The sequence below is a fragment of the Rhizobium changzhiense genome, assembly GCF_013087625.1.
In the GTDB taxonomy this organism is placed as follows: domain Bacteria; phylum Pseudomonadota; class Alphaproteobacteria; order Rhizobiales; family Rhizobiaceae; genus Rhizobium; species Rhizobium sophorae.
The window spans coordinates 727731-753031 of sequence record NZ_JABFCQ010000003.1 but is presented as its reverse complement, the minus strand read 5'-3'; the positions used below and the strand labels follow the sequence as shown (position 1 = coordinate 753031).

Annotated in this window: 21 protein-coding genes and 2 pseudogenes; 10 read left to right on the top strand and 13 right to left on the bottom strand. The window is 60.4% G+C overall.

Annotated elements, in window-relative coordinates:
* The first annotated feature begins 126 nt into the window (after positions 1-126).
* Both ku (G9X68_RS18575) and ku (G9X68_RS18570) read left to right on the top strand, forming a co-directional pair.
* Positions 127-1029, top strand: a complete 903-nt coding sequence (gene ku, locus G9X68_RS18575) for a non-homologous end joining protein Ku (RefSeq protein ID WP_171603618.1) — start codon at positions 127-129, stop codon at positions 1027-1029.
* An 11-nt stretch (positions 1030-1040) separates the two neighbouring features.
* Complete coding sequence (gene ku, locus G9X68_RS18570; protein ID WP_171603617.1) at positions 1041-1850, top strand: non-homologous end joining protein Ku; 810 nt, start codon at positions 1041-1043, stop codon at positions 1848-1850.
* A gap of 268 nt (positions 1851-2118) precedes the next feature.
* Here the strand turns inward: ku (G9X68_RS18570) and G9X68_RS18565 are convergent, their stop codons facing one another.
* The 8 genes from G9X68_RS18565 to G9X68_RS18530 form a co-directional block, all read right to left on the bottom strand.
* Positions 2119-3057, bottom strand: coding sequence for a choline/ethanolamine kinase family protein (locus G9X68_RS18565; protein ID WP_171603616.1), 939 nt, complete (start codon positions 3055-3057; stop codon positions 2119-2121).
* A gap of 11 nt (positions 3058-3068) precedes the next feature.
* The gene (locus G9X68_RS18560) at positions 3069-4037 is read right to left on the bottom strand and encodes a phosphotransferase (RefSeq protein ID WP_171603615.1); all 969 of its coding nucleotides are present in this window, start codon (positions 4035-4037) and stop codon (positions 3069-3071) included.
* Between the two features lie 12 nt (positions 4038-4049).
* Positions 4050-5336: a Zn-dependent hydrolase gene (locus tag G9X68_RS18555; protein WP_171603614.1), complete on the bottom strand. Its 1287-nt coding sequence runs from the start codon at positions 5334-5336 to the stop codon at positions 4050-4052.
* A complete protein-coding gene (locus G9X68_RS18550) occupies positions 5329-6093 on the bottom strand; it encodes a DeoR/GlpR family DNA-binding transcription regulator (RefSeq protein WP_065277039.1) in 765 nt (254 codons plus the stop codon). Before G9X68_RS18550 ends, G9X68_RS18555 begins: the two co-directional genes overlap by 8 nt.
* A 111-nt stretch (positions 6094-6204) precedes the next feature.
* Entirely contained in the window at positions 6205-8028 is a 1824-nt protein-coding gene (locus tag G9X68_RS18545) for a dipeptide ABC transporter ATP-binding protein (RefSeq protein ID WP_171603613.1), read from the bottom strand.
* A complete protein-coding gene (locus G9X68_RS18540; RefSeq protein ID WP_171603611.1) occupies positions 8025-8948 on the bottom strand; it encodes an ABC transporter permease in 924 nt (307 codons plus the stop codon). The genes G9X68_RS18545 and G9X68_RS18540 overlap by 4 nt, the downstream gene beginning before the upstream one ends.
* The gene (locus G9X68_RS18535) at positions 8948-9928 is read right to left on the bottom strand and encodes an ABC transporter permease (protein ID WP_171603610.1); all 981 of its coding nucleotides are present in this window, start codon (positions 9926-9928) and stop codon (positions 8948-8950) included. Before G9X68_RS18535 ends, G9X68_RS18540 begins: the two co-directional genes overlap by 1 nt.
* Before the next feature lie 129 nt (positions 9929-10057).
* Positions 10058-11641 carry an ABC transporter substrate-binding protein gene (locus tag G9X68_RS18530; protein WP_171603609.1) on the bottom strand — a complete coding sequence of 528 codons (1584 nt, stop codon included), beginning with the start codon at positions 11639-11641 and terminating at the stop codon, positions 10058-10060.
* A 562-nt stretch (positions 11642-12203) separates the two neighbouring features.
* Between G9X68_RS18530 and G9X68_RS18525 the strand changes: the two genes are divergently transcribed.
* A complete protein-coding gene (locus G9X68_RS18525; protein ID WP_171603608.1) occupies positions 12204-12515 on the top strand; it encodes a hypothetical protein in 312 nt (103 codons plus the stop codon).
* A 52-nt stretch (positions 12516-12567) separates the two neighbouring features.
* A pseudogene (locus tag G9X68_RS32000) lies at positions 12568-12683 on the top strand (ATP dependent DNA ligase); the annotation flags it as partial.
* A 158-nt stretch (positions 12684-12841) separates the two neighbouring features.
* Here the strand turns inward: G9X68_RS32000 and G9X68_RS18520 are convergent.
* The 4 genes from G9X68_RS18520 to G9X68_RS18505 all read right to left on the bottom strand — a co-directional run bounded on the left by G9X68_RS18520 (position 12842) and on the right by G9X68_RS18505 (position 18989).
* Positions 12842-13336 (bottom strand): hypothetical protein, encoded by a 495-nt coding sequence (locus G9X68_RS18520; RefSeq protein ID WP_171603607.1) that lies wholly within the window; start codon positions 13334-13336, stop codon positions 12842-12844.
* A gap of 202 nt (positions 13337-13538) precedes the next feature.
* Positions 13539-16802 carry an error-prone DNA polymerase gene (locus G9X68_RS18515; RefSeq protein ID WP_171603606.1) on the bottom strand — a complete coding sequence of 1088 codons (3264 nt, stop codon included), beginning with the start codon at positions 16800-16802 and terminating at the stop codon, positions 13539-13541.
* Positions 16799-18310 (bottom strand): Y-family DNA polymerase, encoded by a 1512-nt coding sequence (locus G9X68_RS18510; protein ID WP_171603605.1) that lies wholly within the window; start codon positions 18308-18310, stop codon positions 16799-16801. Before G9X68_RS18510 ends, G9X68_RS18515 begins: the two co-directional genes overlap by 4 nt.
* Positions 18231-18989: an ImuA family protein gene (locus G9X68_RS18505; RefSeq protein WP_171603604.1), complete on the bottom strand. Its 759-nt coding sequence runs from the start codon at positions 18987-18989 to the stop codon at positions 18231-18233. Before G9X68_RS18505 ends, G9X68_RS18510 begins: the two co-directional genes overlap by 80 nt.
* A 174-nt stretch (positions 18990-19163) precedes the next feature.
* On the opposite strand from G9X68_RS18505, the gene G9X68_RS31995 reads away from it, so the two are divergent.
* Both G9X68_RS31995 and dinB read left to right on the top strand, forming a co-directional pair.
* Complete coding sequence (locus tag G9X68_RS31995) at positions 19164-19427, top strand: hypothetical protein (RefSeq protein ID WP_244956219.1); 264 nt, start codon at positions 19164-19166, stop codon at positions 19425-19427.
* 3 nt (positions 19428-19430) lie between these two features.
* A pseudogene (dinB, locus tag G9X68_RS18500) lies at positions 19431-20565 on the top strand (DNA polymerase IV).
* Here the strand turns inward: dinB and G9X68_RS18495 are convergent.
* A complete protein-coding gene (locus G9X68_RS18495) occupies positions 20519-21016 on the bottom strand; it encodes an SOS response-associated peptidase family protein (protein WP_171603926.1) in 498 nt (165 codons plus the stop codon). The pseudogene dinB and the gene G9X68_RS18495 sit on opposite strands and share 47 nt — an antisense overlap.
* Positions 21017-21072: 56 nt before the next feature.
* On the opposite strand from G9X68_RS18495, the gene G9X68_RS18490 reads away from it, so the two are divergent.
* From G9X68_RS18490 to G9X68_RS18475, 4 genes are all read left to right on the top strand, one after another.
* Positions 21073-21663 (top strand): SOS response-associated peptidase, encoded by a 591-nt coding sequence (locus tag G9X68_RS18490; protein WP_171603603.1) that lies wholly within the window; start codon positions 21073-21075, stop codon positions 21661-21663.
* 177 nt (positions 21664-21840) lie between these two features.
* Positions 21841-22278, top strand: a complete 438-nt coding sequence (locus G9X68_RS18485) for a DUF2231 domain-containing protein (protein WP_171603925.1) — start codon at positions 21841-21843, stop codon at positions 22276-22278.
* Positions 22278-23849 carry a PQQ-dependent sugar dehydrogenase gene (locus G9X68_RS18480; RefSeq protein ID WP_171603602.1) on the top strand — a complete coding sequence of 524 codons (1572 nt, stop codon included), beginning with the start codon at positions 22278-22280 and terminating at the stop codon, positions 23847-23849. The genes G9X68_RS18485 and G9X68_RS18480 overlap by 1 nt, the downstream gene beginning before the upstream one ends.
* 381 nt (positions 23850-24230) lie before the next feature.
* Positions 24231-25250 (top strand): glycosyltransferase, encoded by a 1020-nt coding sequence (locus G9X68_RS18475; RefSeq protein ID WP_425328649.1) that lies wholly within the window; start codon positions 24231-24233, stop codon positions 25248-25250.
* Positions 25251-25301 lie beyond the last annotated feature (51 nt).

Genomic DNA, 25301 nt, shown 5'->3' with positions numbered 1-25301 from the left:
ATCCCTAACCGGAATCAGTTTCCTAAGCAACGCGGGTAAGCCATTGAAAAATGATTCGTTTCGAGTCGGAACGAATCCGCTCTTCGAGTCTTGATTCGCGACTCAGCGATTCGGGAGTACACATTCATGGCGGGTGGTCATCGTGCCCAGTGGAGGGGCTTCCTCAAATTCAGCGAGGTGTCGTGCGGCGTCGCGCTCTACACCGCCGCCAGCACCTCGGAACGCATCACCTTCAACACCATCAACAAGGCGACAGGGAATCGGGTCAACCGCATCTTCATCGACAGCGAGACCGAGGATCCGGTTCCCAAGGAGGCCCAGACCAAGGGTTTCGAAATCGAGAACGGCCAGTACATCATCATCGATCCGGAAGAGGTCGCGGCCACAATCCCGGAGAGCAATAAAACGCTCGAAATTGAGGCGTTCATCCCTTGCTCCGACGTCGACGATGTCTACTTCGACAAGCCCTACTACCTGACACCCGACAAGATGGGCGCAGACGCCTTCGCAGCCTTGCGGGACGGCATGAAGAAGTCGAAGGTCGCCGCAATCGCCCGGACCGTGCTGTTCCGCCGGATGCGCACGGTCCTCATCAGACCGCACGGCAAGGGTCTGATCGCGACGACGTTGAACTATGACTACGAGGTCCGCTCGTCCGCGAAGGCTTTCGAAGAAATGCCGAAGATCCAAATCACCGGCGAGATGCTCGATCTCGCAAAGCACATCATCTCCACAAAGAAAGGCGAGTTCGACCCCGCGACCTTCGACGACCGCTATGAAGCTGCCGTGGCGGAACTGGTGAAGGCGAAGATCGAAGGCAGGGCGCTTCCGAAGCGGAAGGAAATCAAGGTGTCGAAACCGAACGACCTTCTTGCGGCGCTTCGTGAGAGCGCCGGGATGATGATGGCCGGGGATAGCAAACCAAAGCGGTCGGCAGCCAATGCCAACGCCGGTGCCGGCCACGACAACGCCCGTCGCGCCTCGGGCAAGTCGGCGCCCGCGCCCGCCGCGCAGCGTAAGGCGAGTTGAGGAGATCATCCATGCCGCACGCCTACTGGAAAGGCTATCTCAAGCTGTCGCTGGTTACATGTCCCGTGGCGATGAGTCCCGCGACAAGCGAGAGCGAAAAGGTTCGCTTCCACACGCTTAACAAGGAAACAGGAAATCGTGTCGTCTCACAGTACGTGGACTCCGTGACCGGCAAACCAGTGAAGGACGAAAACGAAGCCAAGGGCTACGCTCGCGGCGAGAACGACTATGTCATCCTGACGGACGACGACCTCGACGCCGTGGCACTCGATACGGTGAAGACCATAGACATCGACAAGTTCGTCCCGGCCGAGAGCATCGAATGGGTTTATCTCGAGAAGCCCCACTACCTGGTGCCCGACGACCCAGTTGGCCATGAAGCGTTTGCCGTCATTCGAGATGCGATGGCATCCGACAAAGTCCTCGGCGTCTCCAAACTTGTAATCGGTCGTCGCGAGCGCGCGGTCGTGCTCGAACCTCGCGGCGAAGGCATCGTTCTCTGGACGCTGCGGTTCGGCGACGAAGTGCGTTCCGAGGAATCCTACTTCGAAGGAATCGATGAAGAGGCTGATCCCGAGCTGATCCCGCTAGTCCAGCAGTTGATCAAGCAGAAGACCTCCCGGTGGTCCCCGGACATGGTCAGCGACCCGATCCAAGAAAGCCTGCTGAAGATCATTGCCGAGAAGAAGAAGGCGTTGAAACCTGCCAAGAAGTCGGCCAAGGGCAAGACGGAAGCGCCTCCGGCCTCGAATGTCGTGAACATCATGGATGCGTTGAAAAAGTCCGTGGCCGCAGAGCTGAAATCGAAGAAAGCCGGGTGACCCGATGCAGGACGGGAGCACGACACCGATCATGGAAATTGCCGTGTCTTTGCCGGGTCGAGTGCATTTCGCAACGGCATCCACGATATCGGGCCTGATCGGCATATTGATGTCGGAGAGATGGCCCAGGCAGGTAAATGATCCGACATGACAGCACGCGCTCGCCTCATGTCTGCGGTCGCTTCAAGACGAACTGCAGCCCCCTAGGGCGAGACAAGCTTTCGTGTCCGAGTGAGGCTTTCCGCCGATCATCTGAAAGTCCACCGGATCAAACGGCCTTGAGATACTCGACCCAGCGCGGATCCTGCATGGCCGCGCGAGCGCGCATGTGTTTCCAAGCGCCATACTTGTAGAAATCAAAATCGAGCGCCGAGACGACATTCTGGACCATGGCCCAAGTCGACCATTTCACATCGGCAAGCGCCCGGTGCACAGCAAGACGGGCCTTCATTCGCGGATCGAAACGGCCGAAATATTCCTCTATGACTTCTGCCTCCACGGCATCGGAGAAGAACATCTCGCCGCACCAGATGCCGATATCGTAGCAACGGTCGTTATTGGAGGCATATTCGTAGTCGATGAGCATCAGCGACTTGTCGTCGGCGACCATGAAATTACCCGCCATGGGATCGTTAAAGCAGGCAACGAGATCGATGCCGGAGGCTTCTAGAGCTGCACGCGCCAGCCGGTATTGCTTGTAAAGCCAGGCAAAATCGATCGGAAAGGCGCCGCCCAGTTCGCGCACTTGCTCGATGTGCTCGTCGATCATGTCGAAGACCGTCTTGGTCAGCGGCAGTCTGCCGGAATCATTGAAGGTGCGGTAGAGCCCGACGACGGCTTTGCGCACCGTCGGATCCTGGAAATCGCGGTTGGTGCAAGCGCGGCGGCCTTCGATGTAGTCAGCAATCTCGACACCCCTGTCAGCGAGATACTCGTAGATCCTCGGGCCGATGCCGAGGTCCTGCGCCCGGCGGCTGGCATCCAGCGCCGCGTTGCGGTCGATGAACATCTCGGTACCGCGGCCAGGAACCTTGACGAAGAAACCGCCCAATTCGCCTGCGACCCTGACCCGCCAGTTTGAATTGCTGATACCGCCGTGCACCGGACTGTAGTGGAGTTCGCGTCCCGACCACGGCTCAATCTCACGCAGCAGGGATTCGATCTCCGCTTCCGCCCCGTTTGCCGCTTCTCCCAATCGTTTTTCCATGGCTTGATCTCTCAGAGTGTGCGGAGCATGAATTCGAAACGCGGATTGCGAAGCGCCATCCGGCAGCGCAACAGGCGCCATTGCGCATATTTCAGGAATTCGATACCGCCGCGCGGCGAAACCCTGTCCATCAGCATGCCCCACATGCCCCAGAAGAGATCGTCAGCAATGGCGTAAAGGCGGCAGCGGTTGAGCGACGTTTGGCGAAATTGTCCCTCGAAGATTTCGAGCGCCGGCAGCATTTCGTCGTCGAACTGGAAGGCCTCGTTGAGCAGGATGCCGATATCGTAGAACGGATCGACATTGCGGGCCTCGTCGAAATCGACCAGTTGCACTCTACCATCCGGCGCGATCATGATGTTGGAGACAAGACCGTCGGCATGGGCTGGTTTTTCATCGAAGCCGGTGGCGATGATCGCCGCTTCGATATCTCCGACGCATTCGCGCATCCACCACCCGTCTGCGGCAACCTCTACGATGCCTGCATCGGCAAGCGCTTTTTCGACGACGCGGATGCGGTCGAACACCGTCCACGTTTCGCCAAGCGGCCTGCTGCCATGCAGGGTGCTCTTGGCGGCGATGACGCTTTCCAGAACATCGCGCTTGCGCAGGTCGTCCATTCTGGCGGTATGCCAGGCTTCCGGCAGTCGGTCGAAAACGACCGCCGACATTTCCGGGCTGTGCCAAAGGGGCGCCGGCGTCAGACCCAGGGTTGAAGCCTGACGCGCGGCGCTAACGGATCTGTCCAGATCGATGAAATCCGACTGGTCCGTATGGAGAATTTTCAGGAAATAGGTGGCGGGCGCATCTCCCCTGGAAACGAACCAGTTCTGGCTATCGACGGCGCGGTGCGTCGGCGAAGCGACGCCCGCAATGCCCGGCGCATAACGCATATCGGCGTTTGCCCAGCCCGGAACGGCGCAGATGGCGGCTTCCGCCGCCTTCTCATCCACCGTGGATGCTTGCCCGAGTGCCTTCATGCTCCCACTCCTTCAGTCCATGGTTTTCAGGATGTTGCCGTTGAGGCAGAATTTCCACAGCATGGCGCTGAGGATTTCCGCGCCCAGCAACCGGTCTTCCGGCGTGGTGAATTCCGTCGGGTGGTGGATGACGCCGCCGACGCTCGGCACGGCGATGACAACGGCCGGGGAAACGGCCGTCATGCTGACCGCGTCATGTCCGCCGACGGTGTCGAGCAACAAGGTTTCAAGGCCGAAGCCGGCAGCCGTATCCTGGGCCAGGGCAACCAGCCCTTCATCCATCTTCCCGGCGCGGCGGCGGTCGATCGAGCGGACCTCGAAGCCGACATCCGCTTTCTTGGCGCAGAGGTCAGCTTTCTCGTTGAGCTGTGCTTCAGCCCGGGCAAGCACATCTGGCTTGGCGGAGCGCAGTTCGATGAACATCACCGCCTCGCCGGGCACGACGTTCGGGGAATTCGGATAGACCTCAAGACGACCGCAGGAGGTGTGCAGGTCGATCCCGGCTTGGTCGGCAAAACCCTTCAGTTCGGCGATCAGGTAAGCCGCGGCCAGGAGCGCGTCATGGCGCTCGGCCATCGGCGTCGGGCCGGTGTGCGCCTGGCGGCCGATGAAGGCGAGCCGGTATTTGACATTGCCCCAGAAACGGTTGAAGGCGGCAAAGCGCATGCCTTTCTTTTCCAGCTCGGCGGAACCCTCGATATGCAGCTCGATCAGGGCATCGGGGATAACGGGGCCGGAGGTACCGGCATAACCGATGTCGTCAAGAGCTTGCCTGACAGAAATGCCGTCGCCATCCTTGCGGGAGAGCGCGAAATCGAGTGTCAGTTCGCCGGCATTGACGCCGCTGCCGAGAAGGCTCGGCTGGAAGCGGGCGCCCTCCTCGTTGGTCCAGTTGACGATGCAGAAATTGACCTTTGGGGCGATGCCGGTCCTCGCAACGTGCTTGCGGATGGCATCGATGGCCGCGCAGGCGGCAATCACGCCGTAGGCGCCATCGAAACGGCCGCCGTTCGGCTGACTGTCGAGGTGCGACCCGCTCATGACCAGAGGTGCATCCGGCCCGGCCCAATCGAGAAAGCCGTACATGTTGCCCATCGGGTCGATCTCCAGGCGCAGGCCCGAATTCTTCAGCCAGTTCGCCAGCCAGTCACGTGCCGCTTTGTCTTCCCGTGACAAGGTCAGCCGCGTCATCGCACCACCCGGCCCGCCGCCGAAGACGGAGACTTCCTCCATCATCCGGTGCAGGGCTTCGGCATCGACCTCAGGCAGGGATGCCGGCTCACTACGGGTTTCAAGCATAAATCACCTTCACTTGCGCCTCTTCCAACTTTTCAAGAAAATCTGCCCGCGGAGGCGCATCAGTGATGAGCAGATCAACGTCACGAAAATTATAGGTGCAGAAATTACCCTGGCGGCCGAACTTGCTGCTGTCGGCGAGCATCACGACCTGCTTGGCATGGCGGCGCAACGCCCGGCGCACCAGCGCCTCGTCCTCGCCGAGATCCATGAAACCGAGATTGACATCGACCGTCACCGCGCTGACGAAGGCGATATCGAAGAGATGTTCGCGGATCACGTTGAGCGTATCGGTGCCGAGAAATGCCCGGTAGCTCGGCCTTAGAACGCCACCGACCGCGACCACGTTATTGGATTCCACCCCCGACAAGGTCTGGATGATATCCAGCGAGTTGGTGTAGATATTGATCAGCGGCCGATCGACAAGATAACGCGACAGCGCCAGCATCGTCGTGCCGCTATCGAGGAAGATCTTGGTATGGTCGCGCAGCTCCCTGGCAGCGAGGGTTGCGATTTTTGCCTTTTCACGGGCATTGACGCGCATACGTTGCGAGATCGGCTGGTCGGCATCCCGACGCGGCGTCACGCCGCCGCCATAGATGCAGCGCAGGTGCCCTTCCATTTCCAGCTGCTTCAGGTCCCGGCGCACGGTTTCCGGGCTGACGGAAAATTCCGTCGCCAGTTCTTTGACCGTAACCCGGCCATGCTTGGCCAGCTCTTCGAGAATGTGTTGCAGACGAGCCTGAGGATGGTCGGTCATGAGGGCTTTCCCGGTCACAAGCCGGGCAAGTCTGTCGAACAGGCGTGTCCCGCCGCAGTTGCTGTTTCTTTCATCCTCTGATCCCCCCGGGTTTCGATGCAATTTGCGGTTTCAAGCTGCGGCATGGGAAAGCGCGTTTTCCACCAAAAAGCAAGCAGCCAGATCCTTGTTGCCGCGGGCGGTCAGGACCGGACTTTGATTGTGACAGCGGCCGAATGCGTTCGGGCAGCGGCTGGCGAAACTGCAACCGGGCGGCAGGTCGATCGGGCTTGGCGGCTCTCCTTCCAGCAGACAGTCTTCCGGCTTGTAGCGACGCTCCTCCAGCGTCGGCACGGCGCTGAGCAAGGCCTTGGTGTAGGGATGGCCTGGATCGAAGAACAGCCGGCCGTTGTCGGCGATCTCGACGACTTCGCCGAGATACATGACGGCAACGCGATTGCAGACACGCCGTACCATGGCCAGATCGTGGGAAATGTAGACATAGGTCAGGCCGTGCTGGGCCTGCAACTGCTCGAACAGCTTCAGCAATTTGAACTGCTCGGTCTGGTCGAGCGACGACAGCGTCTCGTCCATGATCAGCACCTTCGGCTCCAGCACCATGGCGCGGGCGACGTTGACGCGCTGGCGCTGGCCGGCACTCAAACCCAAGGGAAGCTCGTCGTAGAGCGTACCGGGCAGGCCAACCTCACGCATCACCGAGAGCACGCGGTCACGCAGCTCCGCGCCCCTGGCGATGCCGTGCGTCTTCAGCGGCTCCTCGATGATTGCACCGATGGCGGTGCGTGGCGGCAGCGAATTGAAGGGATCCTGCAGCACCAGCTGAAAATCGCGCCGGAACTTCAAAAGTCCCTTGCCGGAAAGCCTGGTGATATCCTGCCCGTCGCAGAGGATCTGGCCGCTATCGGGCCGTTCCAGCCGGCTGAGAAGGCGCATGAGAGTGGACTTGCCGCAGCCGGATTCGCCGACGATGCCGAAGTTCTCGCCCGGAAAGACGTCGAAGGTGACGTTGCGCACGGCGCGCACGGTGCTGTAGCTGGCAAAAGTGCCGCGTTTGCGCACCCGGTAAAAACGGGTGGCATCACGAATGCTAATGATCGGCTCGCGGGTCTCGGCCGGCTGGTTGGTGGCGACCGCTTCGCTTGTCCAGATCTTCGGGATCTGGCTGATCAGCTCTCGGGTATAGGGATGCTCCGGCGTGTCGACGAGTGCCTTCGTTGCCTGCCGCTCCACGACCCTGCCTTCGGCCAGAACCAGGATCTGATCGGCAGCGTCACTCACCAGCGGCAACGACGAGGATATGAAGACGATCGCAGTGTCGAAACGCGTCGTCAACTCCCGCATCAGGCGCAGCACCTGGGCAGCGACCGTAACATCAAGCGGCTGGGTGACATTATCGGCGACGAGGAAAGCCGGATTGCTGACCAGCGCATCGACGATCAGGGCTCGCTGCATCATGCCGCCGCTGAATTGCGATGGATATTCGTGGTAGCGCATCTGCGGCGACGGGATGCGCACCGCGCCAAGCAGATCGATGACCCGCTTCCTGGCTTCCTCATGCGCAATCTCCGGTGCGACCGCGCGCAGTTTCTCGACGATCTGCTGGCCGACCGGCAGGGTCGGATCGAGAGCGCCTGCCGGATTGGCGCCGACATAGGCGATCTCGCGGCGCAGCATGCGCAGCTTTTGTGCCGGCAGATCGAGGATGTTTTGGGATTTGTAGACCACCGATCCGGACGTAACCGTCAGTGGCGGATCGATCCAGTTGACGAGCGCCCGCGACAGCACGGTTTTGCCGGCGCCGCTCGCCCCGATGATGCCGAGAATTTCGCGCGGGGACAGATCGAAGCCGATGTCGGAAATGATCGGACGTATGCCGCCGCCCGTTTCCAGGCCGACGCTCAGATCGCGAACCTCCAGAAGCGGTGTGCCAATCACGATTTGCCTCCATAGATACGATTGCGAGCCCGTTCGAGCGATGCGCCCATCAGGTTTATGCTGGTCAGGCACAGGCACAGGAACACCCCTGGCATGGTGGCGATCCACCAGGCATTGAGCAGATACTTGCGGCCGTCGGCGATGATGTTGCCGAAGGTCGGCGTCGGCGGCTGAACGCCCAGCCCGATGAAGCCGAGGATGGATTCGAAGATCATCATCCGGGCGACATCGAGCACCGAGACGAAGATGATCGGCGGCAGCACCAAGGGCGCCAGCAGGCGCACCATGATGCGGAAATCGGACGCGCCGTAGATTTCGGCGGCGCGCACATATTCCCGCTTGCGCTCAGTCATCACGACGCTACGGGTGACGCGGGCATAGACTGGCCAACTCGACAGGCCGAGGACGAGGATGATCGCCGGGATCGTCGGGCGCGATACGCCGAGCACGGTGATGGCCAGAATAATCATCGGGATCGACAGTTGGGCATCGGTCAGGCGCATGATCGCCATGTCGACTCGGCCGCCGTAATATCCGGCGATCGTGCCGAGCGAACAGCCGATGAGTAGCATGACCAGAACGGTGGAAAGACCGATGAGCAGCGAGTAGCGGAGGCCGACGAGGCTGCGCACCAGCATGTCGCGGCCGATCTGGTCGGTGCCGAGCGGCGCCGTCCAGCTCCATTTATCGCCCATGAACGGCGGCGCATGCAGGCGCGTGGCGACACTCATCTTCGTGGGGTCGATGCCGCTCAGTTGCGGATAAAGCAGGGCCGCCAGAACCAGCACGGTAAAAATGGCAGCGCCGACACGGAATTCGTTGGAGGCAAGGGCAATCCGCCAGATACGCCGAGCAACCGAAGCACCACGTTGCGTTGCCGGGACCGGGATTGCCGGGATGTCTGTCTCTGTCACGCTCATCAATATTCCAACCTTGGATCGATCATGGTGGCAATCAGGTCGACTGCGATGTTGATGAAGACGAAGATCGCGCTGGTGACGATGGCGATCCCCTGGATCAGCGGGAAATCTCGCTGCAGCACGGCGTTGATGGTCAAAAGTCCGAGACCCGGATAATCGAAGATGAATTCGACGACGAGGACGCCGCCCAGCAGGCCACTGATCTGGATGCCGATTAGGTTCAACAGAGGAACGGAGGCATTCCGCAGCGCATGGGCGACGATGATGCGGCTGCGGCTAAGGCCACGGACGTTTCCGACTGCAATGAAAGGCTCCATCATCACGGTAGCCACGGATCCGGTCAGCGTCCGGATCAGCACCGGCGCCAGCTCGACGGCCAGAACGATCGCCGGAAGGATGGTGTAGGCAAAGCCGGAGTAGCCGATGGCCGGCAGCCAGCCGAGCTTGACCGACAGAAGCATGGCAAGGACGATGCCGAGCCAGAAGTTCGGCAGCGATATGAAGATCGAAGAAATGTAGAAGGCCACGCGATCCGGCCATCGTCCGGGCGCCAGTCCGCCGGGAATGCCGACCAAGAACGAGAAGACCAGGGCGAAGAATATTGCCAGGCCGCCGAGTTGCAGCGTCATCGGTAGCGTGTCACCGATCAGGGTCAGCACTTCGGCGCGTTCGCCGCGGGTGGAATCGCCGAATCTGGAACCGCCTGTGGAAGCGCCGCTCGCAGGCCGTACGAAGGATTGTCCGAGATCGCCCCTGACGACGCCTCTCATATAGCGGCCGAACTGAACCAATATGGGATCACGCAGGCCCATGTCCTTGGCGATCTGCTCGATCAACGCTTCGGGCGCCATGCCGCCGGCCATCAGCCGGACAGGATCGCCGGGAACCACACGCAACAGCGTGAAGATAAGCAGCGTCACCAGAAAGACGATCAGTGCACCTTGCGCCAGCCGTCGAACCAGAAAACTGAGAATGAACATGTCATATCCTGGCAGCAATCGGAACGATCCGTCCTGAGCGGTGACGGTCGCGGTCGCTTGTTGACATCATGAGCGAACGAAAACCTCCGCGGCGCCGGCCTCCAGCGCCGCGGAAAACGCAAGCCAGCGTCAGCCGAACGCGGCCTTCGAGGCGTCCATGGACCCGTCAGGATAGATGAATAGGCCAGCCAGCGACTTGTCCATTGCGTGGATCATCACCGAAGTGAACAGTGACAGAGCCGGCACCTTTTCGGCAAGCATGGGCATGGTTTCTGTCTGTAGGATTTTCTTGCGCTCATCGAGCGACGGGGCACTGCGCTCCTTGTCGAGTGTCGCGTCGAGTTCCTTGTCGACGATGCCGGTGATGCGCTTCGAGGTCGAATGGAAATGCGTGCGCAGCACGAGGTCGGGTTCGGGCGAACCGGTGGACCAGCCGCAATCGACCATATGGCCGGGGCCGCCGCCCGGACGATCGTAGAGGCGTTCGTTCCAGGCGGCGATTTCCAGAACGGAGAGCGACACCTGAAAACCTTGTTCCTGCAGCATGGCGGTGATGACCTCGCCGTACTCCTTGGTCTTCGGATAGAAGCCGACGGAGGTGATGTATTCCAGCGGCGGCAGACCCTCGCCCTTGGGGAAGCCGGCCTCGGCCAGCAGAGCCTGGCACTTTTCCGGGCTGTATTCCGGATAGTTCGGCAAGTCGACATAGCCGAACTTCACCGGCGACACATAATTGGACGAAGCATGGCCGGCCGAGCCCAGAATTTCGACGATCATCGAGCGGTCGATCGCGTGGCAGGCCGCCTTGCGGATCAGCGGGTTGTCGAACGGCGCCTTCGAGCAGCGGAACCAGAGATATTTGTTCTCGACCGAGACGACGCTGCTGATGGCGATCTTGTCGTTGCCCTCGAGCGAGGTCACCTGCTCCGGTTCCAGACGTTCGACGATCGAGGCCTGGCCATTGAGCAGGGACAACATGCGTGTCGTGCTGTCGCCGACGAAATTGAAGCTGATCCCCGGAATCTTCGGTGTACCGAGGAAATAATCAGGATAGGCTTCGAGGATCGTGGCATTGCCTTCCTGCTTGACGAACTTGAACGGGCCGGTGCCGTTCAGGCGCTGCGTCAGCGGGCCGGTCGGGCCACCGGCGACATCGGTCGCCGACATGATCGGCAGGTATGAGGCGAGGAAGATGAACAGATGGGCCGGATATCCGCCCTTGGAGGTATCGACGATGACCGTGTGGTCGTCAGGGGTGGTGATAACAAGCGTCTCGGTCGGGCCGGGATAGAATTGGGCCGGGCGGTCCGGCCCGGAGCCGTATTCGAAGGTCGCCTTGACGTCTTCGGCCTTGAAGGGTTTGCCGTCGTGGAATTTGACGCCTTCGCGCAGCTTGATCTCGAGCTTGTTCGGGTCGAGAAGCTTGATGCTGGTGGCCAGTTCGTAGACCACTTCATCGGGCTTTTCGACTGTCATCGGCGTCCGCGTCAGGAAACCCATGACGAAGCCTTCAATATTCTTCTGCGACAGCGTCGTGTGACCGGTCGGGTCCCAGTTGCCCGTAATGTTTTCTGCCGACAGGAACACTACCGTCTTGCCCGATTGGGCAAAGGCCGAGGAGAACAGAAAATCCGGGTTGATCTGCAGGAGACCGGCACCCGTGCCAGCCGCACCAAGCCCAGCGAGGAATTTGCGTCTGCTGATGTCATTCATAAGCTGCTTCCCTTTTTGTGGTTTTATGTGGCTTTCTTATTATTCCACGATATCGGGCATTTTTTCCTTTTTCAATGGATTCTTGGAAATTAGAAAACCACAATGCCATACTCTCGCCGTCAGCCGGCTGCGATGATTTGTATTATAAGTGCAATTTCAGAAAATTCGACCGGTGCGGCGCTAGCTGAGATCTCAAGAATGGCGAATTTTTCAGCATTTATCTATTGCGCAGGCAGAATAAGCGGGTCAGATACTTCTATAAATATCACAAAATCACATTTTGACGCCTAAAAAATATCCAGGGAAGGCAACGCGCAAATCTCGCCATCTCCACCGACAACATCTGCTCCTTTTGCGTCGTGGAGCTTGGCCACGCGTTCGACGGTACCTCGGCCTCTGCGCCTGGGCGATCGGAATCTCGGTCGTAGGCGTTCGACGTCCCGCCGTCGTTGACGCTGCAAGATGCGAGGTCCATCTATGCTCAGGATGTCAAAACAAAAGAAGACTGACGCTCGCGATCGAGCGGCGCCTGGCCGATAATCGCGATTGAGGAATGGTCACAATGCTGTCCGCCGAACAAAAGAGTGAATTTCACCGAGCCTTCGAACGTCGTCGGCCTTCTGCCGACGGTGAAGCGGACGCCTATCTTGAATTCGACAGTGCCACACCATTTTCTCCAGTGGAAGACGGTGACCTTTCATTTCGGTTGGCGCTGACAAGCAATGAAACACTCGACCTGGCGACCAACCCGATCTGCGCGGGACGTCTGGCCGCAGCCTTGCTCGACCTGATATCGAAAAGGGGAGATTTTGTCGTCGACCTAACGATCTGGGACGCAAGAAGCGGGGAGCAGCTTGTAAAGCTCAAGCCTTGACGAGCCACACGCGCAAAGGCGGCGCCGTGACCGCAAAAGTGGTTTCATCGACAAATTCAAGAACGTGGTCTTCGCGGAACCGACGCTGATCGCCGAGATCGAGTTCCGGGGCTGGACTATGGCGGCAGTTGCCGCCACGCGTCCTATAAAGGCCTTCGTGAGATTTAGGATCACGCCGCGGTCTTCGACATCAGCGGGTGCATGGACCTATTTTCGCGTTTGCGCTGACGAAGATGAATTTTCCCGGTCGGCCTGGCGTGATCAAGCGGCTTGGACGCAAAACCTGCGCACTCTGGCATGCGATCTGCAGGTGAAACAGGAGGCTCTCATGCCAACTTCGGACAGGACGTCAAACAAACACCCCGCCGAAAGTCCGTGTCGTCACCGCTGATATCGTCCTTGGGAAAGAATTGACCTTCATGCGCCCAATCGGCCTCGGCTTCTTGCAACTCTTCCGGTGAAAGGTGGTAAATGACAAGCTTGTCGAGCACATCGTCCACGTCCTGGGCCATTCCAAGCAGGTCCATTGACTTGCCCATATGGCCGCGCTCGCCGAACCTATCGAAGCACATGCCAGAGACCGTGGCGTGAAGGTCGAGAACCTTCTTCGTCGTCTCCGGGGGGAAGTACGGTTCGTTTCCAAAATCGAGGGAATCGGACACGGCCTGCGCTCGACGGGACAGAACTTCTGATCGAGACCTCGAACCGTCTTCGGCGAAAACGTCATAGCACTGTCTACCGACGTGCTCCGCGTAGACCGCGATCTTCATGACATCGTCGGGTGAGATATTCTGATCGTTTTTGTACAAGATGGTGGGCATGCTAAATCCTCCACACACGGAACGGGTTATCGGATTGCTGCAGGGATGTTCCTATTTTGTTCTTTTTATCGAAAGAGTCAATCGCAAACCGTGTTGGCCGCCGTGCACAGCATGAGCGCGGGCGTAACCGCTCCTGGCGGGCAACACCTCCCACTCAAGAGAACCGCAAAAGCCATATCTCACTGACTGACCGCGCGTCGTGTTAATGGAAGTTTCGGCTTTTCACCTTGAGCTGATCAATATGAAGGTCCGGAATGAAGATGTCCCTCGGCGTTGCAGCCGCCACCCTGGTCCGCGAATCCGGAGCTCCCGGGGTGCCATGCGCGAATTCGTCTCCACGGCCAGTTGGCAGCCGGAACTCTGCGTCGCGGTCGGCCAACCCGGAGAGATCGCCCGACAGGTCGAAGGCTTGCTGGGCCACGAGATGAACGACGTCGCCTTCGCGCTGAATTCTCCCATTGATCGCTATCATCGATGCCCCGAGGACGACGCGACGGCGTTGCTCGAAGAGCTTGGGCCAGACGACGACGTTGGCCGGACCGGTCTCGTCCTCGATCGTCATGAAGATGACGCCCTTCGCGCTGCCGGGTCGCTGCCGGACAAGGACAAGGCCGGCGGTCATCAACCAGCGACCATCCCGCTCGTTCATGGCTTGCGCGCAGGTGACGATCCGGCGCTCCGTCAAGGCCGCCCGCAGGAATGCGACGGGGTGTTCGCGTAGCGTCAGCCCGATATGACTGTAGTCCTGGACAACGTTGTGCCCTTCCGTCATCTGACGGAGGGCAACCTCGGGTTCCTGCTGCTCGGCGACCACCCTCGCCTCGCGTTCAGAAGCTGCGGCGAAGAGCGGAAGTGGTTCGTCACGCAGGGCCTTGATCGCCCACAAGGCGTCGCGGCGCTGAAGTCCCAGCGACGGCAGGAAGGCGTCGGCCTCGGCGAGTTCGACCAGAGACGCCGCTGGGACCCCGGACCGTCGCCACATGTCGTCAACGCTTTCGAACGACTGATCCATGCGAGCAGCCACGACACGCGCGGCATCGGCGGCGGCAAGGCCGCGCACCATGCGCATCCCGAGGCGGACTGCGTGTCCGTCAGTATTGCCAATGCGCTCGAGCGTGCAGTCCCACCGGGAATTGTTGACGCAGACGGGCCGAATCTCGACGCCGTGGTTCCGGGCGCAGCCGACGATCTGGGCCGGCGCGTAAAATCCCATCGGCTGCGAGTTCATGAGTGCCGCGCAGAAGACGTCCGGATGGTGGCATTTCACATAGTTGGAGGCATAGGCGATCAAGGCGAACGACGCCGCATGGGATTCCGGGAATCCGTAGCTGCCGAATCCTTCGAGCTGGCTGAAGGTCTTCTCGGCAAACTCGGCCGTGTAGCCGTTCTTGATCATGCCGGACACGAGCTTGTCTTTGAAGCGCGAGACGCCGCCGGTGAACTTGAAGGTCGCCATCGATTTGCGAAGCTGGTCGGCCTCGCCGCCGGTGAAGCCGGCGCAGACCATCGCGACCTTCATGGCAGACTCCTGGAAGAGCGGAACGCCGAGCGTCTTGCCGAGAACGGCTTCCAGTTCCGGCGTCGGATAAACGACCGGCTCCTTGCCTTCCCGGCGACGGAGATAGGGATGCACCATATCGCCCTGGATCGGGCCAGGCCGCACTATCGCGACCTGAATGACCAAATCATAAAACGTCCGCGGCTTGAGCCGGGGCAGCATCGCCATTTGTGCTCGGGACTCGATCTGAAACGTCCCCAACGTGTCCGCTTTCCGGATCATCGCATATGTCGTCGGGTCCTCCTGCGGGATCTTGGCGAGATCAAGATCTTCGCCCTTGTGTTCTCGAATGAGAACGAAGGCCTTCGCCATACAGGTCAGCATCCCGAGCGCCAGCACGTCGACCTTCATGAATTTGAGCGCCTCGACGTCGTCCTTGTCCCATTCGATCACTTGTCGGTCGACCATTGCGGCGGGTTCGATCGGAACAAGATCATCGAGGCGGTCATGCGTCAGGACGAAGCCACCTGGATGCTGGCCCAGATGCCGAGGGGCACCCATGAGCTGCTGCGCAAGTTTGAGGGTCAACGCTAGACGGCGGTCTTCCGGGTTCAAGCCCTGATCGCGAAGACTGCGGTCGCTGACCAGCTCTTCCGACCACGCCCACATGCCCGAGGACAAGGCTTTGATGAGGTCCTCGGGCAGCCCCAACGCCTTGCCGACGTCGCGGATGGCGCCCTTCGCCCTGTAACGGGTCACCGTCGAACAGAGGGCGGCCTTGTCCTTGCCGTAGGTCTTGTAGATCCATTGGATGACCTCTTCGCGCCTCTCATGTTCGAAATCGACGTCGATGTCTGGCGGCTCATCGCGCTCCTGGGAGACGAAGCGTTCAAATAGAAGGTCGTTGGTTGAAGGGTCGATGCTGGTGATGCCGAGGATGTAGCAGACGGCCGAGTTCGCCGCCGACCCCCGCCCCTGACAGAGGATGCCTTGAGACCGGGCGAAGCGGACGATCGAAAAGACGGTCAGGAAGTATGGGGCGTATTTCATCGTCCGGATGAGATCGAGTTCGTGACGGACGATCTTGAGAACCTCCGGCGGCAGGCCTTCCGGATAGCGGTTTGGCACGCATTCCCAGACATAATGCTCGAGGGATTCCTGCGGCGTCTTGTCTGCGAGGATCGCCTCCTCGGGATACTGATAGCTTAGCTCGTCCAAGGAGAACTTGCATCGCTCGACGATCTCCATCGTCCGGGCCAGCGCCGCGGGGTAGCGTGGAAACAACCTCTCCATTTCATCGGGTAGCTTTAGGTAGCGGTCAGCATACCTTTGTCTCTCGAAGCCGACGTCGTCGATGGTGGTGTTGTTGCGGATGCAGGTGACGACGTCCTGAAGCTGCCGCCGGCCCGGCTCGTGGAAAAGAATGTCATTGGTGACAACCGTCTTCACCCGATGCTTGACGGCCATGTTCGCCAACGCGTGTAGCCTTAGCTGGTCATTCGGACGACGCCGGAGACAGAGCGAGACGTATGCCCCGTCTCCGAAGATCTCCGCCATCTTGCGAAGTTGGACGGCGCAGGCGTCGTCTGGGAGGTCGGGCACGAGGATACCGAGGAGGCCTTCAGAATAGAGGGCGACGTCGTCGAGATTCAGGATGCAGTTCGCCTTGCCGCCTCTGCCCTTACCGAGCGTCAGCAAGTGGGTCAGGCGCGAATAAGCCGCGCGATCCGTCGGATAGACGAGGATCGAGATGCCGTCCTGCAGATCGAGCCGGCAGCCCACGACAAGGCGGACGCCCGTCGCGCGGGATGCTTCCAGCGCTCTGACGATGCCTGCCAGAGAGTTTCGGTCGACCACGCCGAGAGCTTCGATGCCGAGTTCCTTGGCGGTTGCGAAGAGCTCGTCGGTCGACGACGCACCGCGAAGGAAGCTGAAATGCGTCGTGACCTGGAGCTCGGCGTATCTCATCCGAATATTCCGTGCATGAACCACTTGTGGGAGCCCGTTTCGGGATCGATGCCGTCGCCGGAGCGAAAGATCCAGTATCGTTCGCCGCTCTCGTTTTCGATGACGAAGTAGTCCCGCACAGCCTCGAATTCGCTGTCACGCTTCCACCATTCGCCGAACACGCGCTCCGGGCCGTCCGCGCGTTTCACGCGATGGCGCTTGCCGCGCCAGGTGATGCTGGCAGGCGGATGATCCGGCAGCAGAGCTATCGCCTCGATCGGATCCGGACGCGCAAACAGCCGCACCGGCCGTCGCCAATGGTGAACCCAACCTTCCGTCACCTCCTCGCCGACCGCGGCGATCCGCTGGACGCTACGCTCCGGAACGTCGGACGCGACCGGCGCGACCCGGTAGACTCGCTGGCCTCGATTGCCGAAGACGTCGATCAGCGGCGTGATGTCGGCGTCCTCGTCATCGACAAGCGAGGACGCCGTCTGCTTCTCCTCGAGCGGTTCCGACATCACCGCGACGAGGGTCAGCTTTTCGATGCCGAAACCCGGTTCGATCTTTTCCGTCCGGTCGCGGAACAGTTTCGTCAGCCACGCGACGTCTCGCACGGGCTTGGCGGTTCCCGCTCTGATCGCTTGTCTGGTTCCATCGACCTTCTCGACGATGAGGTCGGTGCGACGGACGCCAAGACCCTTCCGCTGAAGTTCGGCGACGAGTTGAACAACCAGCCGTCCGACATACTTGTTGATCGTCTCCGCCGCGCCGATCGGTTCGGCGAACGCCCGGCTGACCTCGATGAGTTCCGGGCTACGGATGGGATCTATTGGTTCGCAGATGCGACCGAACATCTGGTCGAGACGGCGGCCCACTTCCGGTCCGAAGCGAAGCGCCAAGGGAGCGCGCGCCGTCGCCGAAAGTTCCCCTATCACCCGAAAGCCTAGCGTGCGCAGATCGCCCACGATCTTCTCGGGCAGCCGCAGCAGCGAGATCGGAAGGCGTTCGACGGCCCGGATAGTCCCGCCACTCGGGACGACGACGGTTTCCCGGTTGATGGCGCGGGCGCATGCATGAGCCGCGCCCCACGTGTCCGCAATGGCGACCCGTGCAGTCAGGCCCTTGGCACGAAAGCGGTTGGCGACGCTCGTCAACATGCGCTCCTCGCCGCCCTGCAGATGGTCGGCGCCCTCCGTGTCCATGACGATGCCGTCCGGCGGGTCGACGGCGACGATCGGTGAATACTGGCTGAGCGCCCACATGGTGATGCGCTCGAGCGCCGCTGCATCGGCGGCGGCATCGGCATCGATCATCCGAAGGCCCTGGAAGAGCGCCTGCGCCTTGGCGGCCGGCATGCCCAAATGGACACCGGCGTTCCTGGCGGCGGCATCGGCGGCCGACACCCAGCGCTTGGAGCCGCTCTTCGAAATGACGGCGATCGCCTGGTCAACGGGAATGGCGGGATCGGCCCGCCTGATCCTGTCCGTCGGCAGGTCGGGAAAAAATATCGATACGACCCTCGGCATCGCAGGCTCCTACTTCGAACTCGGCGCACTCACCCGCTTTCACCCTCATCAGTTCCAGAAACCACCTCGCCCGTCCGACGCCCGGAACCGGCAGTTCCTCGCTCGGAATGACGCTCACCCTCCAGCGCGTGGTCGACGCTGTCGGCTGCCCGAAATCACTGGCCTCGGTCTGCCGTCTCCAGCGCCGCACCACGAGCGCCATTGTGCCGCTCTTCTCGGCAGCAAGTTGCAGCCGCCGCGACGCCGCCATCGGCAGCCGGACGATCTCGCCGATCACTGCGCCGAGGCCGCCGTATGAGAGGCCCTCCTCCATGTTGGCAAGAACGTCCTCCTCCTTATCGGACTCGACAAAGACGACCCGGTTCGGATGCAGACCCGCCTGAGCCAGGGCCGGGAAGAACAGGTCGGGACGTGTCAGGCACCAGACGACCTTCCCTTGAGTGCGGGCGGCTATCCCGGCCACGAACAGGGCGGCGGCCGCCCCATCGACGGTGCCCGCCCCGCCGCCGGCACACTCGTGCAGCGCCCCATAGGCCAACCCACCGCCCGGAAGCCGATCGTCGATTTGTGCGAGGCCGAAAGGCAAAACGCCTCGCTTGCGCTGACTGGCGCTTTGGAGGTGCGCGATCTGCTCGCGCAGGCCGTCGAGGACGGCGTTTGAAGCGGCGGCTGAGTTCATGATCTCCCTTTGACGGCAACCCGTTTTCAGCTTGAGAAACAGCAGTATGTTCTGTATTTGTTCTTAAGGCGTAAATGAGTCAATGCGCATGTAGCCCGCTGAAGTTGAGCACGGATGCAAAGCAGAAAAATCGTCAGCGGATTCAGTCGGATGGCAAGGAAGGAATATTTTCGGATGCGCCGAACGCGGCTTGTGGACGATGCGATGCCGAGACTGAAAAATCACCAGGTCCCGGTGGTCGAACTCATCTGCCTCCTCTGCGATCGCCATTGTGCCCATGAGCGCAAACTGTTGGTGAAAGCGTTTGGCGCAAGCGTCAGCTTCGCGGAAATCCGCCGACGCATGGCTATGGGCTGCGAGCGGATGCAGACGCCCAATGGGGACAAGTGTGGGGCACACTTCCCATGTTTGAGTGATGGTCTCGCTGATGGAAGCTAGATGATGACAGGCGAAGACAACCACGAGCGGCCGCGCAAGATCGTGCATGTCGACATGGACGCTTTCTACGCATCGGTCGAGCAGCGCGACAATCCGGAACTGCGTGGCGTGCCGGTTGCCGTCGGTAGTCCTGCCGCCCGAGGCGTCGTGGCGGCCGCCAGCTACGAGGCCAGAGCCTTCGGCGTCCATTCCGCCATGCCGTCGGTGACTGCGCAGCGGAAATGCCCGGATCTTGTCTTCGGTCAAACCCCGCTTCGACGCCTACAAAGCCGTCTCGATGCAGATCCGCGCCATCTTCGCCGAATACACGCCGATGATCGAGCCGCTGTCGCTCGACGAGGCCTATCTCGACGTCACCGAAAACCTGAAGGGCATGGAGATTGCGACCGAGATCGCCGAGGAGATCCGCGCGAGGATCAAGGCGGCGACGGGGCTTAACGCGTCGGCGGGAATCTCGTACAATAAGTTCCTGGCCAAGATGGCCAGCGACCTCAACAAGCCGAACGGCCAAGCCGTCATCACCCCGAAGAACGGCCCCTCCTTCGTCGAACAGCTTCCCGTCAAGAAATTCCACGGTGTCGGGCCGGCGACCGCTGAAAAGATGCACCGGTTGGGGATCGAGACCGGCGCGAACCTCAAGCAGCAATCGCTCGAATTCCTGGTTCAGCATTTCGGGAAGTCGGGTCCGTACTTCTACGGGATCGCCCGCGGCATCGACAATCGCCAGGTCAAGCCGGACCGGGAGCGCAAATCTATCGGCGCGGAAGACACGTTTTCGCAGGACATCCATTCCTTTGAGCCCGCCCGCGAAGGGCTTCAGCCGCTAATCGAGAAAGTTTGGGCCCACTGCGAGGCCAATGAAATTGGCGCCAAGACGGTAACACTCAAGGTCAAATATGCCGACTTCAGCCAGATCACGCGCAGCAAGACCGTTCCCGCACCTCTGTCGGCGATTACCGATCTTGAAGACGTGGTCGACCTGCTTCTCGCGACAATCTTCCCGCCGCAAAAGGGGATCCGCCTGCTCGGCGTCACGCTGTCTTCGCTGGAACAGCGCGCAGCTCTCACGGAACCGCAGCTGCGGCTGGCGCTTAGACGGCGAGCATTGTCTCAACAGAAGGGGTCGAATGGCGCCTGACCCTGAATGTCCCCGCCGGCAGCGGCCGAAGGATTTCCTCCTCGGGCACAAGTGCGTCGAGCCAGACCATCCGTTGATCGCGGGTGAGAACCACCATCTGCCGGTCATGGAACGGCGCGATATCGGTATTCGCCTCGGTCGTCAGGACGGCATAGGCCTCCGGCCAATCGGGGGTCGCAGGCCGCCATATTCCCGCGAAATAGAACCAGTCGCCATTGGCGAGCGAAAAGCTGAAGCTCCGATGGCGAAACTGGGACGCCGGCACCAGGCATCGGTGCGTCGGAAACGTCCTTCCTTCCGATCGGATGACGTTCACTGCACGCGGCCCGCCGTCGCGCGGACGCAGACCCCAAAGCAGCTCCACCATCTCCACATCGCCTTCATGGCGTCTTATGATGACGCGGCGCTCGTCGAGCGGGGCATCGGACTGGAAAACCTTCGCGCTCATAATAATAGAACATAGCAGGAACACGTCCACGAGACAACCAGAACCGGAACGGAGGACACATGTGCAATGATTATCGGCTGATGGTGGATGTCGCCTCGATCGTCGAGGACTTCGCCGACCTCAAGATCAAGATCCGTTTCGGTGAAGGTACGCCGAACCTCGAAGCGCGTGAGGACATCAAGATCACCGATGTCGCTCCCATTGTCAGGACTATCGATGGCGTGAGCGATGAAGCGGAGTTGGTGCAGCGGCGCTGGAGCTGGCCGGGGCCGAACAAGCGACCGGTCTACAATTTCCGGTCGGAAGGCCGGGAATTCAATTCCAACCGCTGCCTGATCGTTGCCGACGGCTTTTATGAATTCACCGAACCTAAGGACCAGAAAAAGAAGCGCAAGGACAAATGGCTGTTCACGAAGAAGGACGAGCCGATCTTCTGCATCGCCGGCATCTGGCGCGACACGCCCGAGGTGGGCCAGGCCTTCACGATGCTGACGATGGAGCCAGGGCCGGACGTTGCGCCATACCACGACCGGCAGATCGTTATTCTCGAACGGGGCGCCTGGGCTGATTGGCTCGATCCGACCGTCTCGGTCAAGTCGCTGCTCAGGCCCCTGCCGCCTGGCACGCTTTCGATCGAACACGTCGGCTGAGCTTTAAACCGGCTGGCGAAGCAACACATTTCTTTTTGCTCCCTGTCCGGGCCGATCTTCCTTCGCAATCCCTCCTCTTTCGAGCGGGCGGTTGGTGTCGCAATGCACCGTGACGGAACCATCTCCTGTCGGAGCGGTTTGATAGGCATCTTCAAGCTCTCGTCCTACGGAGTATGCATGGCAATATTTTCCGCCAGCAATCGAGACGCGGCCGCCTATCCGATACAGTCGCTCTTTGTCCCGTTTCCCTTCGTCTGCTTCACGCTCGCACTAGCGACCGACATTGCCTTCTGGCAGAGCGGCAACGTGATGTGGCAGAATTTTTCTGCATGGTTGCTGCTCGCCGGGCTCATGTTGGGCTCGCTTGCCATTCTGGCCGGATTGATGGATCTGATGCGTCCCCGCACCCGCCCGTTGCGGCCGCCGCTCCTGTCCGCGCTTCTCTATCTGATCATACTGGGCCTCTCCTTTGCCAACAACCTTATCCATGCCGGAGATGGATGGACGGCCGTAGTCCCATATGGACTGATGCTTTCGGCCCTCACCTTTGTCTTGTGCCTGGTGGCCGCAGCAGTTTCCGCTCGAAAATATGCCAGACTGGCCTGGAGGATATGATGAAAAAGTCCCAGATTCTCGGCGCCTCGGTTCTGCCGATATCTCTCGGCGTCGGCCTTGCGGCTTACGCCCAAAGCGGAGGTTTTGATATTTCTCAGCAGATCGGACCGAACCCCGTCCTTCCGGAACCAACCGCCTCACTGCTGCCTGATCTGAAGGTGGCGGAGGTCGTTGGCTGGAAGGATGGGGAGACGCCGGCCGCCCCGGACGGTTTGACGGTCACTGCTTACGCCAATGACCTCGCCAATCCGAGGACAGTCCACACCTTGCCGAACGGCGACGTCCTGGTGATTCAGTCGCGCGGCCCATCAGGCGAACCGACCTCACGGCCGAAGGATTTGATCCGGGGCTGGATCATGTCGATCGCTCATGGTGGCGGCGGTGAGCAGAAGGAAAGCAACGTCATCACACTGCTGCGTGACGCGAACCGCGACGGTAAGGTGGATGAGAGGCACGATCTTCTGAAGAAACTCGATTCGCCGTTCGGTGTCGCCTGGGTCGATAACACGCTCTATGTCGCCTCGACGTCCGCCATTCTCGCCTACCCCTATGAACTTGGTCAGAATGAAATCACCGCCCAACCGAAAACCCTGACGCCCTTGCCCGGTGGTCCGATCAATCATCACTGGACCAAGGATCTGGCGCTCAGCCCTGATGGGCAGATGCTCTACGTCTCGGTCGGCTCGAATTCCAACATCGTCGAGAACGGGCTTGAAGCGGAAAAGGGCCGCGCAGCAATCTGGCAGGTCGACCGGCACACCGGCGCGGCGCGCGTCTTCGCTTCAGGTCTGCGCAATCCGAACGGCCTCACCTTCAACCCTGAGACAGGGACGCTCTGGACGGTCGTCAACGAGCGCGACGAACTCGGACCGGACCTCGTTCCCGATTACATGACCTCGGTCAAGGAAGGTGGTTTCTATGGCTGGCCATGGAGCTATTATGGCAAGCATGTCGATGCGCGCGTGCATCCGCCGCGTCCCGACATGGTCGAAAGGGCGATCCCACCGGATTATGCGCTGTCGAGCCATGTCGCCGCGCTCGGACTGACCTTTTCTATGAATTCAGCGTTGCCGGCCGCCTACGCCAACGGCGCCTTCATCGGCGAGCACGGCAGTTGGAATCGGGACAGCTTCAACGGCTACAAAGTCGTGTACGTGCCATTCGAAAACGGCAAGCCATCCGGCAAGGCGCAGGACGTCGTCACGGGCTTTATACAGGGCGACCAGGCGAAGGGCCGGCCGGTCGGCGTCGGGATCGACGGGACGGGAGCGCTGCTCGTTGCCGATGACGCCGGCAATACCGTCTGGCGCGTATCATCGTCCGACGGCAAAATCACGCCGCAGCCAATCGGTACGGACCAGGTAAAATTGCAAGTCTCGACGAATGCAATAAGAGATCAGACTCCCGACGTAGATCCAAACATCGGATCGGAAATGACGGGGTCGGCTGCTCAATCCCAGACGCCGCCGGCGTCGCCCGAAAAGCGTCCGACCGACCAGGAGCCAGTTGTCGGGCAACTGGAAAAGTCGCAGCCTGCGCAAATGCAGATCGCCCCTGCGGCTGGTCCTTAAGGAGATTTCATCGGGTTCAAATTATTTCTCGTCACGTTTGTGGCCAGACTGGCCGACATCGAGAAGAGCCAATTTCCCATAGCACCGTCGGGCGGCAGCAGTGCCAGCGCGCTATTCTGTCGCGATCGTTAACCGCCGCATTTTCAACATCGGGCCGAAGGCGCATTCAAGCAAAGGGTTCGCGGCACTGAAACGCAAACTTACATCGGCTTCAAAGGTGGGACTTCATTGGAAACGGTTGCGCTGCAAGCACCAAAGCGACCACGCCGGATAGTCGTCATCAGCGACTTCCAGGAGGGCGATTGGCGCGACGCCCAATTCGAGACGGTAGCCTGGTTTCGGCAGCGATGGTTGTCGGGCAATTGCGGACCTATCCCAGAGATGACCGTTCACCCGAAACAGAACATCGAGGTCGCCGGTGGCTACATCGAGCGGCTTCCTCTTGCGGCCCTCAAAGGAGGCCTTGCCGACAGCGCGGAGATTTGGACCCACCGCCGTGGTGCGTTGCCACAGATGTGTCGGGCCAACGGCAGCCCATTCCTGACGCGCCGGTCGTTCCAGATGAATGGGCCTGAAGCGCCATTCGCATCAAATGATATGCTGGGCCATATTCAGGCTTTCGGACCACCGTCGATCTTGTGCATATGGGGCCTTGGCGTCAGCGAAGACATATTGCTGGCGTGCCCCGACAGTTTCAAAATCTACAACTCGATCGACGCACCGGCATTGCGCGTGCCATCTGAGGTGAGCCGCCATTTCGACCTCATTCTCACCGGCGCCGCGTGGCAGTCGGAAGCAGTGCGCGTTCTACATCCCGATATGCGCACCGCTGTCATGCCGATTGGACCGGAGTTTGCTTCGGAGGTAACGTTCAGGCCCCTGGGTCTGGAAAAGATCTATGACGTGATCTACGTCGCTGCTGCTCAGCCTTACAAGCGGCATGACATTCTGTTCGACGCGCTGAGCCAACTGCCCCGTTCGCTGCGTGCACTGTGCGTCTGCGGCTATGGCGAGATGATGGAAGCGCTACGCCGGCAAGCTGGAGCACTCGGCATCGACGTCGATTTCATCGATCCGCCCGGGGTACCATTTGCGGAGGTGAACAGGCTTATGAACCAGGCCCGGATCGGCGTCGTTTGCGGCGTCGATGACGGCGCACCGGCCATTTTGACGGAGTATATGCTGGCTGGAATACCCGTGCTTGCAAACAGTCAGCTGAGCTGCGGACTGCAATACATCACGCCGAAGACGGGCCGTGCTGCCTCCGCCGGGGAATTTCACGCGGGTATTCGCGACATGCTTGGACGGCTGCAAAGCTTTGATCCCCGTCAAGTCGTCTTGGAGAACTGGACATGGCCGCATAGCCTTCGGACGCTCAAGAACCTTATGGGAATAACTTAGCCAGATTAATTGGAACATTCGCCGCAATCGCAGGTTCGGGGGGCCGTTGTG

Excerpts from the sequence above, each read along its gene's own strand:
- G9X68_RS18480 (WP_171603602.1), top strand. The coding sequence starts at position 22,278 with ATGAAAAAGTCCCAGATTCTCGGCGCCTCGGTTCTGCCGATATCTCTC.
- G9X68_RS18490 (WP_171603603.1), top strand. The coding sequence starts at position 21,073 with ATGTGCAATGATTATCGGCTGATGGTGGATGTCGCCTCGATCGTCGAG.
- G9X68_RS18505 (WP_171603604.1), bottom strand. The coding sequence starts at position 18,989 with ATGAACTCAGCCGCCGCTTCAAACGCCGTCCTCGACGGCCTGCGCGAG.
- ku (WP_171603617.1), top strand. The coding sequence starts at position 1,041 with ATGCCGCACGCCTACTGGAAAGGCTATCTCAAGCTGTCGCTGGTTACA.
- G9X68_RS18565 (WP_171603616.1), bottom strand. The coding sequence starts at position 3,057 with ATGGAAAAACGATTGGGAGAAGCGGCAAACGGGGCGGAAGCGGAGATC.
- G9X68_RS18525 (WP_171603608.1), top strand. The coding sequence starts at position 12,204 with ATGCTGTCCGCCGAACAAAAGAGTGAATTTCACCGAGCCTTCGAACGT.
- G9X68_RS18515 (WP_171603606.1), bottom strand. The coding sequence starts at position 16,802 with ATGAGATACGCCGAGCTCCAGGTCACGACGCATTTCAGCTTCCTTCGC.
- G9X68_RS18520 (WP_171603607.1), bottom strand. The coding sequence starts at position 13,336 with ATGCCCACCATCTTGTACAAAAACGATCAGAATATCTCACCCGACGAT.
- G9X68_RS18475 (WP_425328649.1), top strand. The coding sequence starts at position 24,231 with ATGACCGTTCACCCGAAACAGAACATCGAGGTCGCCGGTGGCTACATC.
- G9X68_RS18535 (WP_171603610.1), bottom strand. The coding sequence starts at position 9,928 with ATGTTCATTCTCAGTTTTCTGGTTCGACGGCTGGCGCAAGGTGCACTG.
- G9X68_RS18555 (WP_171603614.1), bottom strand. The coding sequence starts at position 5,336 with ATGCTTGAAACCCGTAGTGAGCCGGCATCCCTGCCTGAGGTCGATGCC.
- G9X68_RS18560 (WP_171603615.1), bottom strand. The coding sequence starts at position 4,037 with ATGAAGGCACTCGGGCAAGCATCCACGGTGGATGAGAAGGCGGCGGAA.
- G9X68_RS18550 (WP_065277039.1), bottom strand. The coding sequence starts at position 6,093 with ATGACCGACCATCCTCAGGCTCGTCTGCAACACATTCTCGAAGAGCTG.
- G9X68_RS18530 (WP_171603609.1), bottom strand. The coding sequence starts at position 11,641 with ATGAATGACATCAGCAGACGCAAATTCCTCGCTGGGCTTGGTGCGGCT.
- G9X68_RS18540 (WP_171603611.1), bottom strand. The coding sequence starts at position 8,948 with ATGAGCGTGACAGAGACAGACATCCCGGCAATCCCGGTCCCGGCAACG.
- G9X68_RS18510 (WP_171603605.1), bottom strand. The coding sequence starts at position 18,310 with ATGCCGAGGGTCGTATCGATATTTTTTCCCGACCTGCCGACGGACAGG.
- ku (WP_171603618.1), top strand. The coding sequence starts at position 127 with ATGGCGGGTGGTCATCGTGCCCAGTGGAGGGGCTTCCTCAAATTCAGC.
- G9X68_RS31995 (WP_244956219.1), top strand. The coding sequence starts at position 19,164 with ATGCGCCGAACGCGGCTTGTGGACGATGCGATGCCGAGACTGAAAAAT.
- G9X68_RS18485 (WP_171603925.1), top strand. The coding sequence starts at position 21,841 with ATGGCAATATTTTCCGCCAGCAATCGAGACGCGGCCGCCTATCCGATA.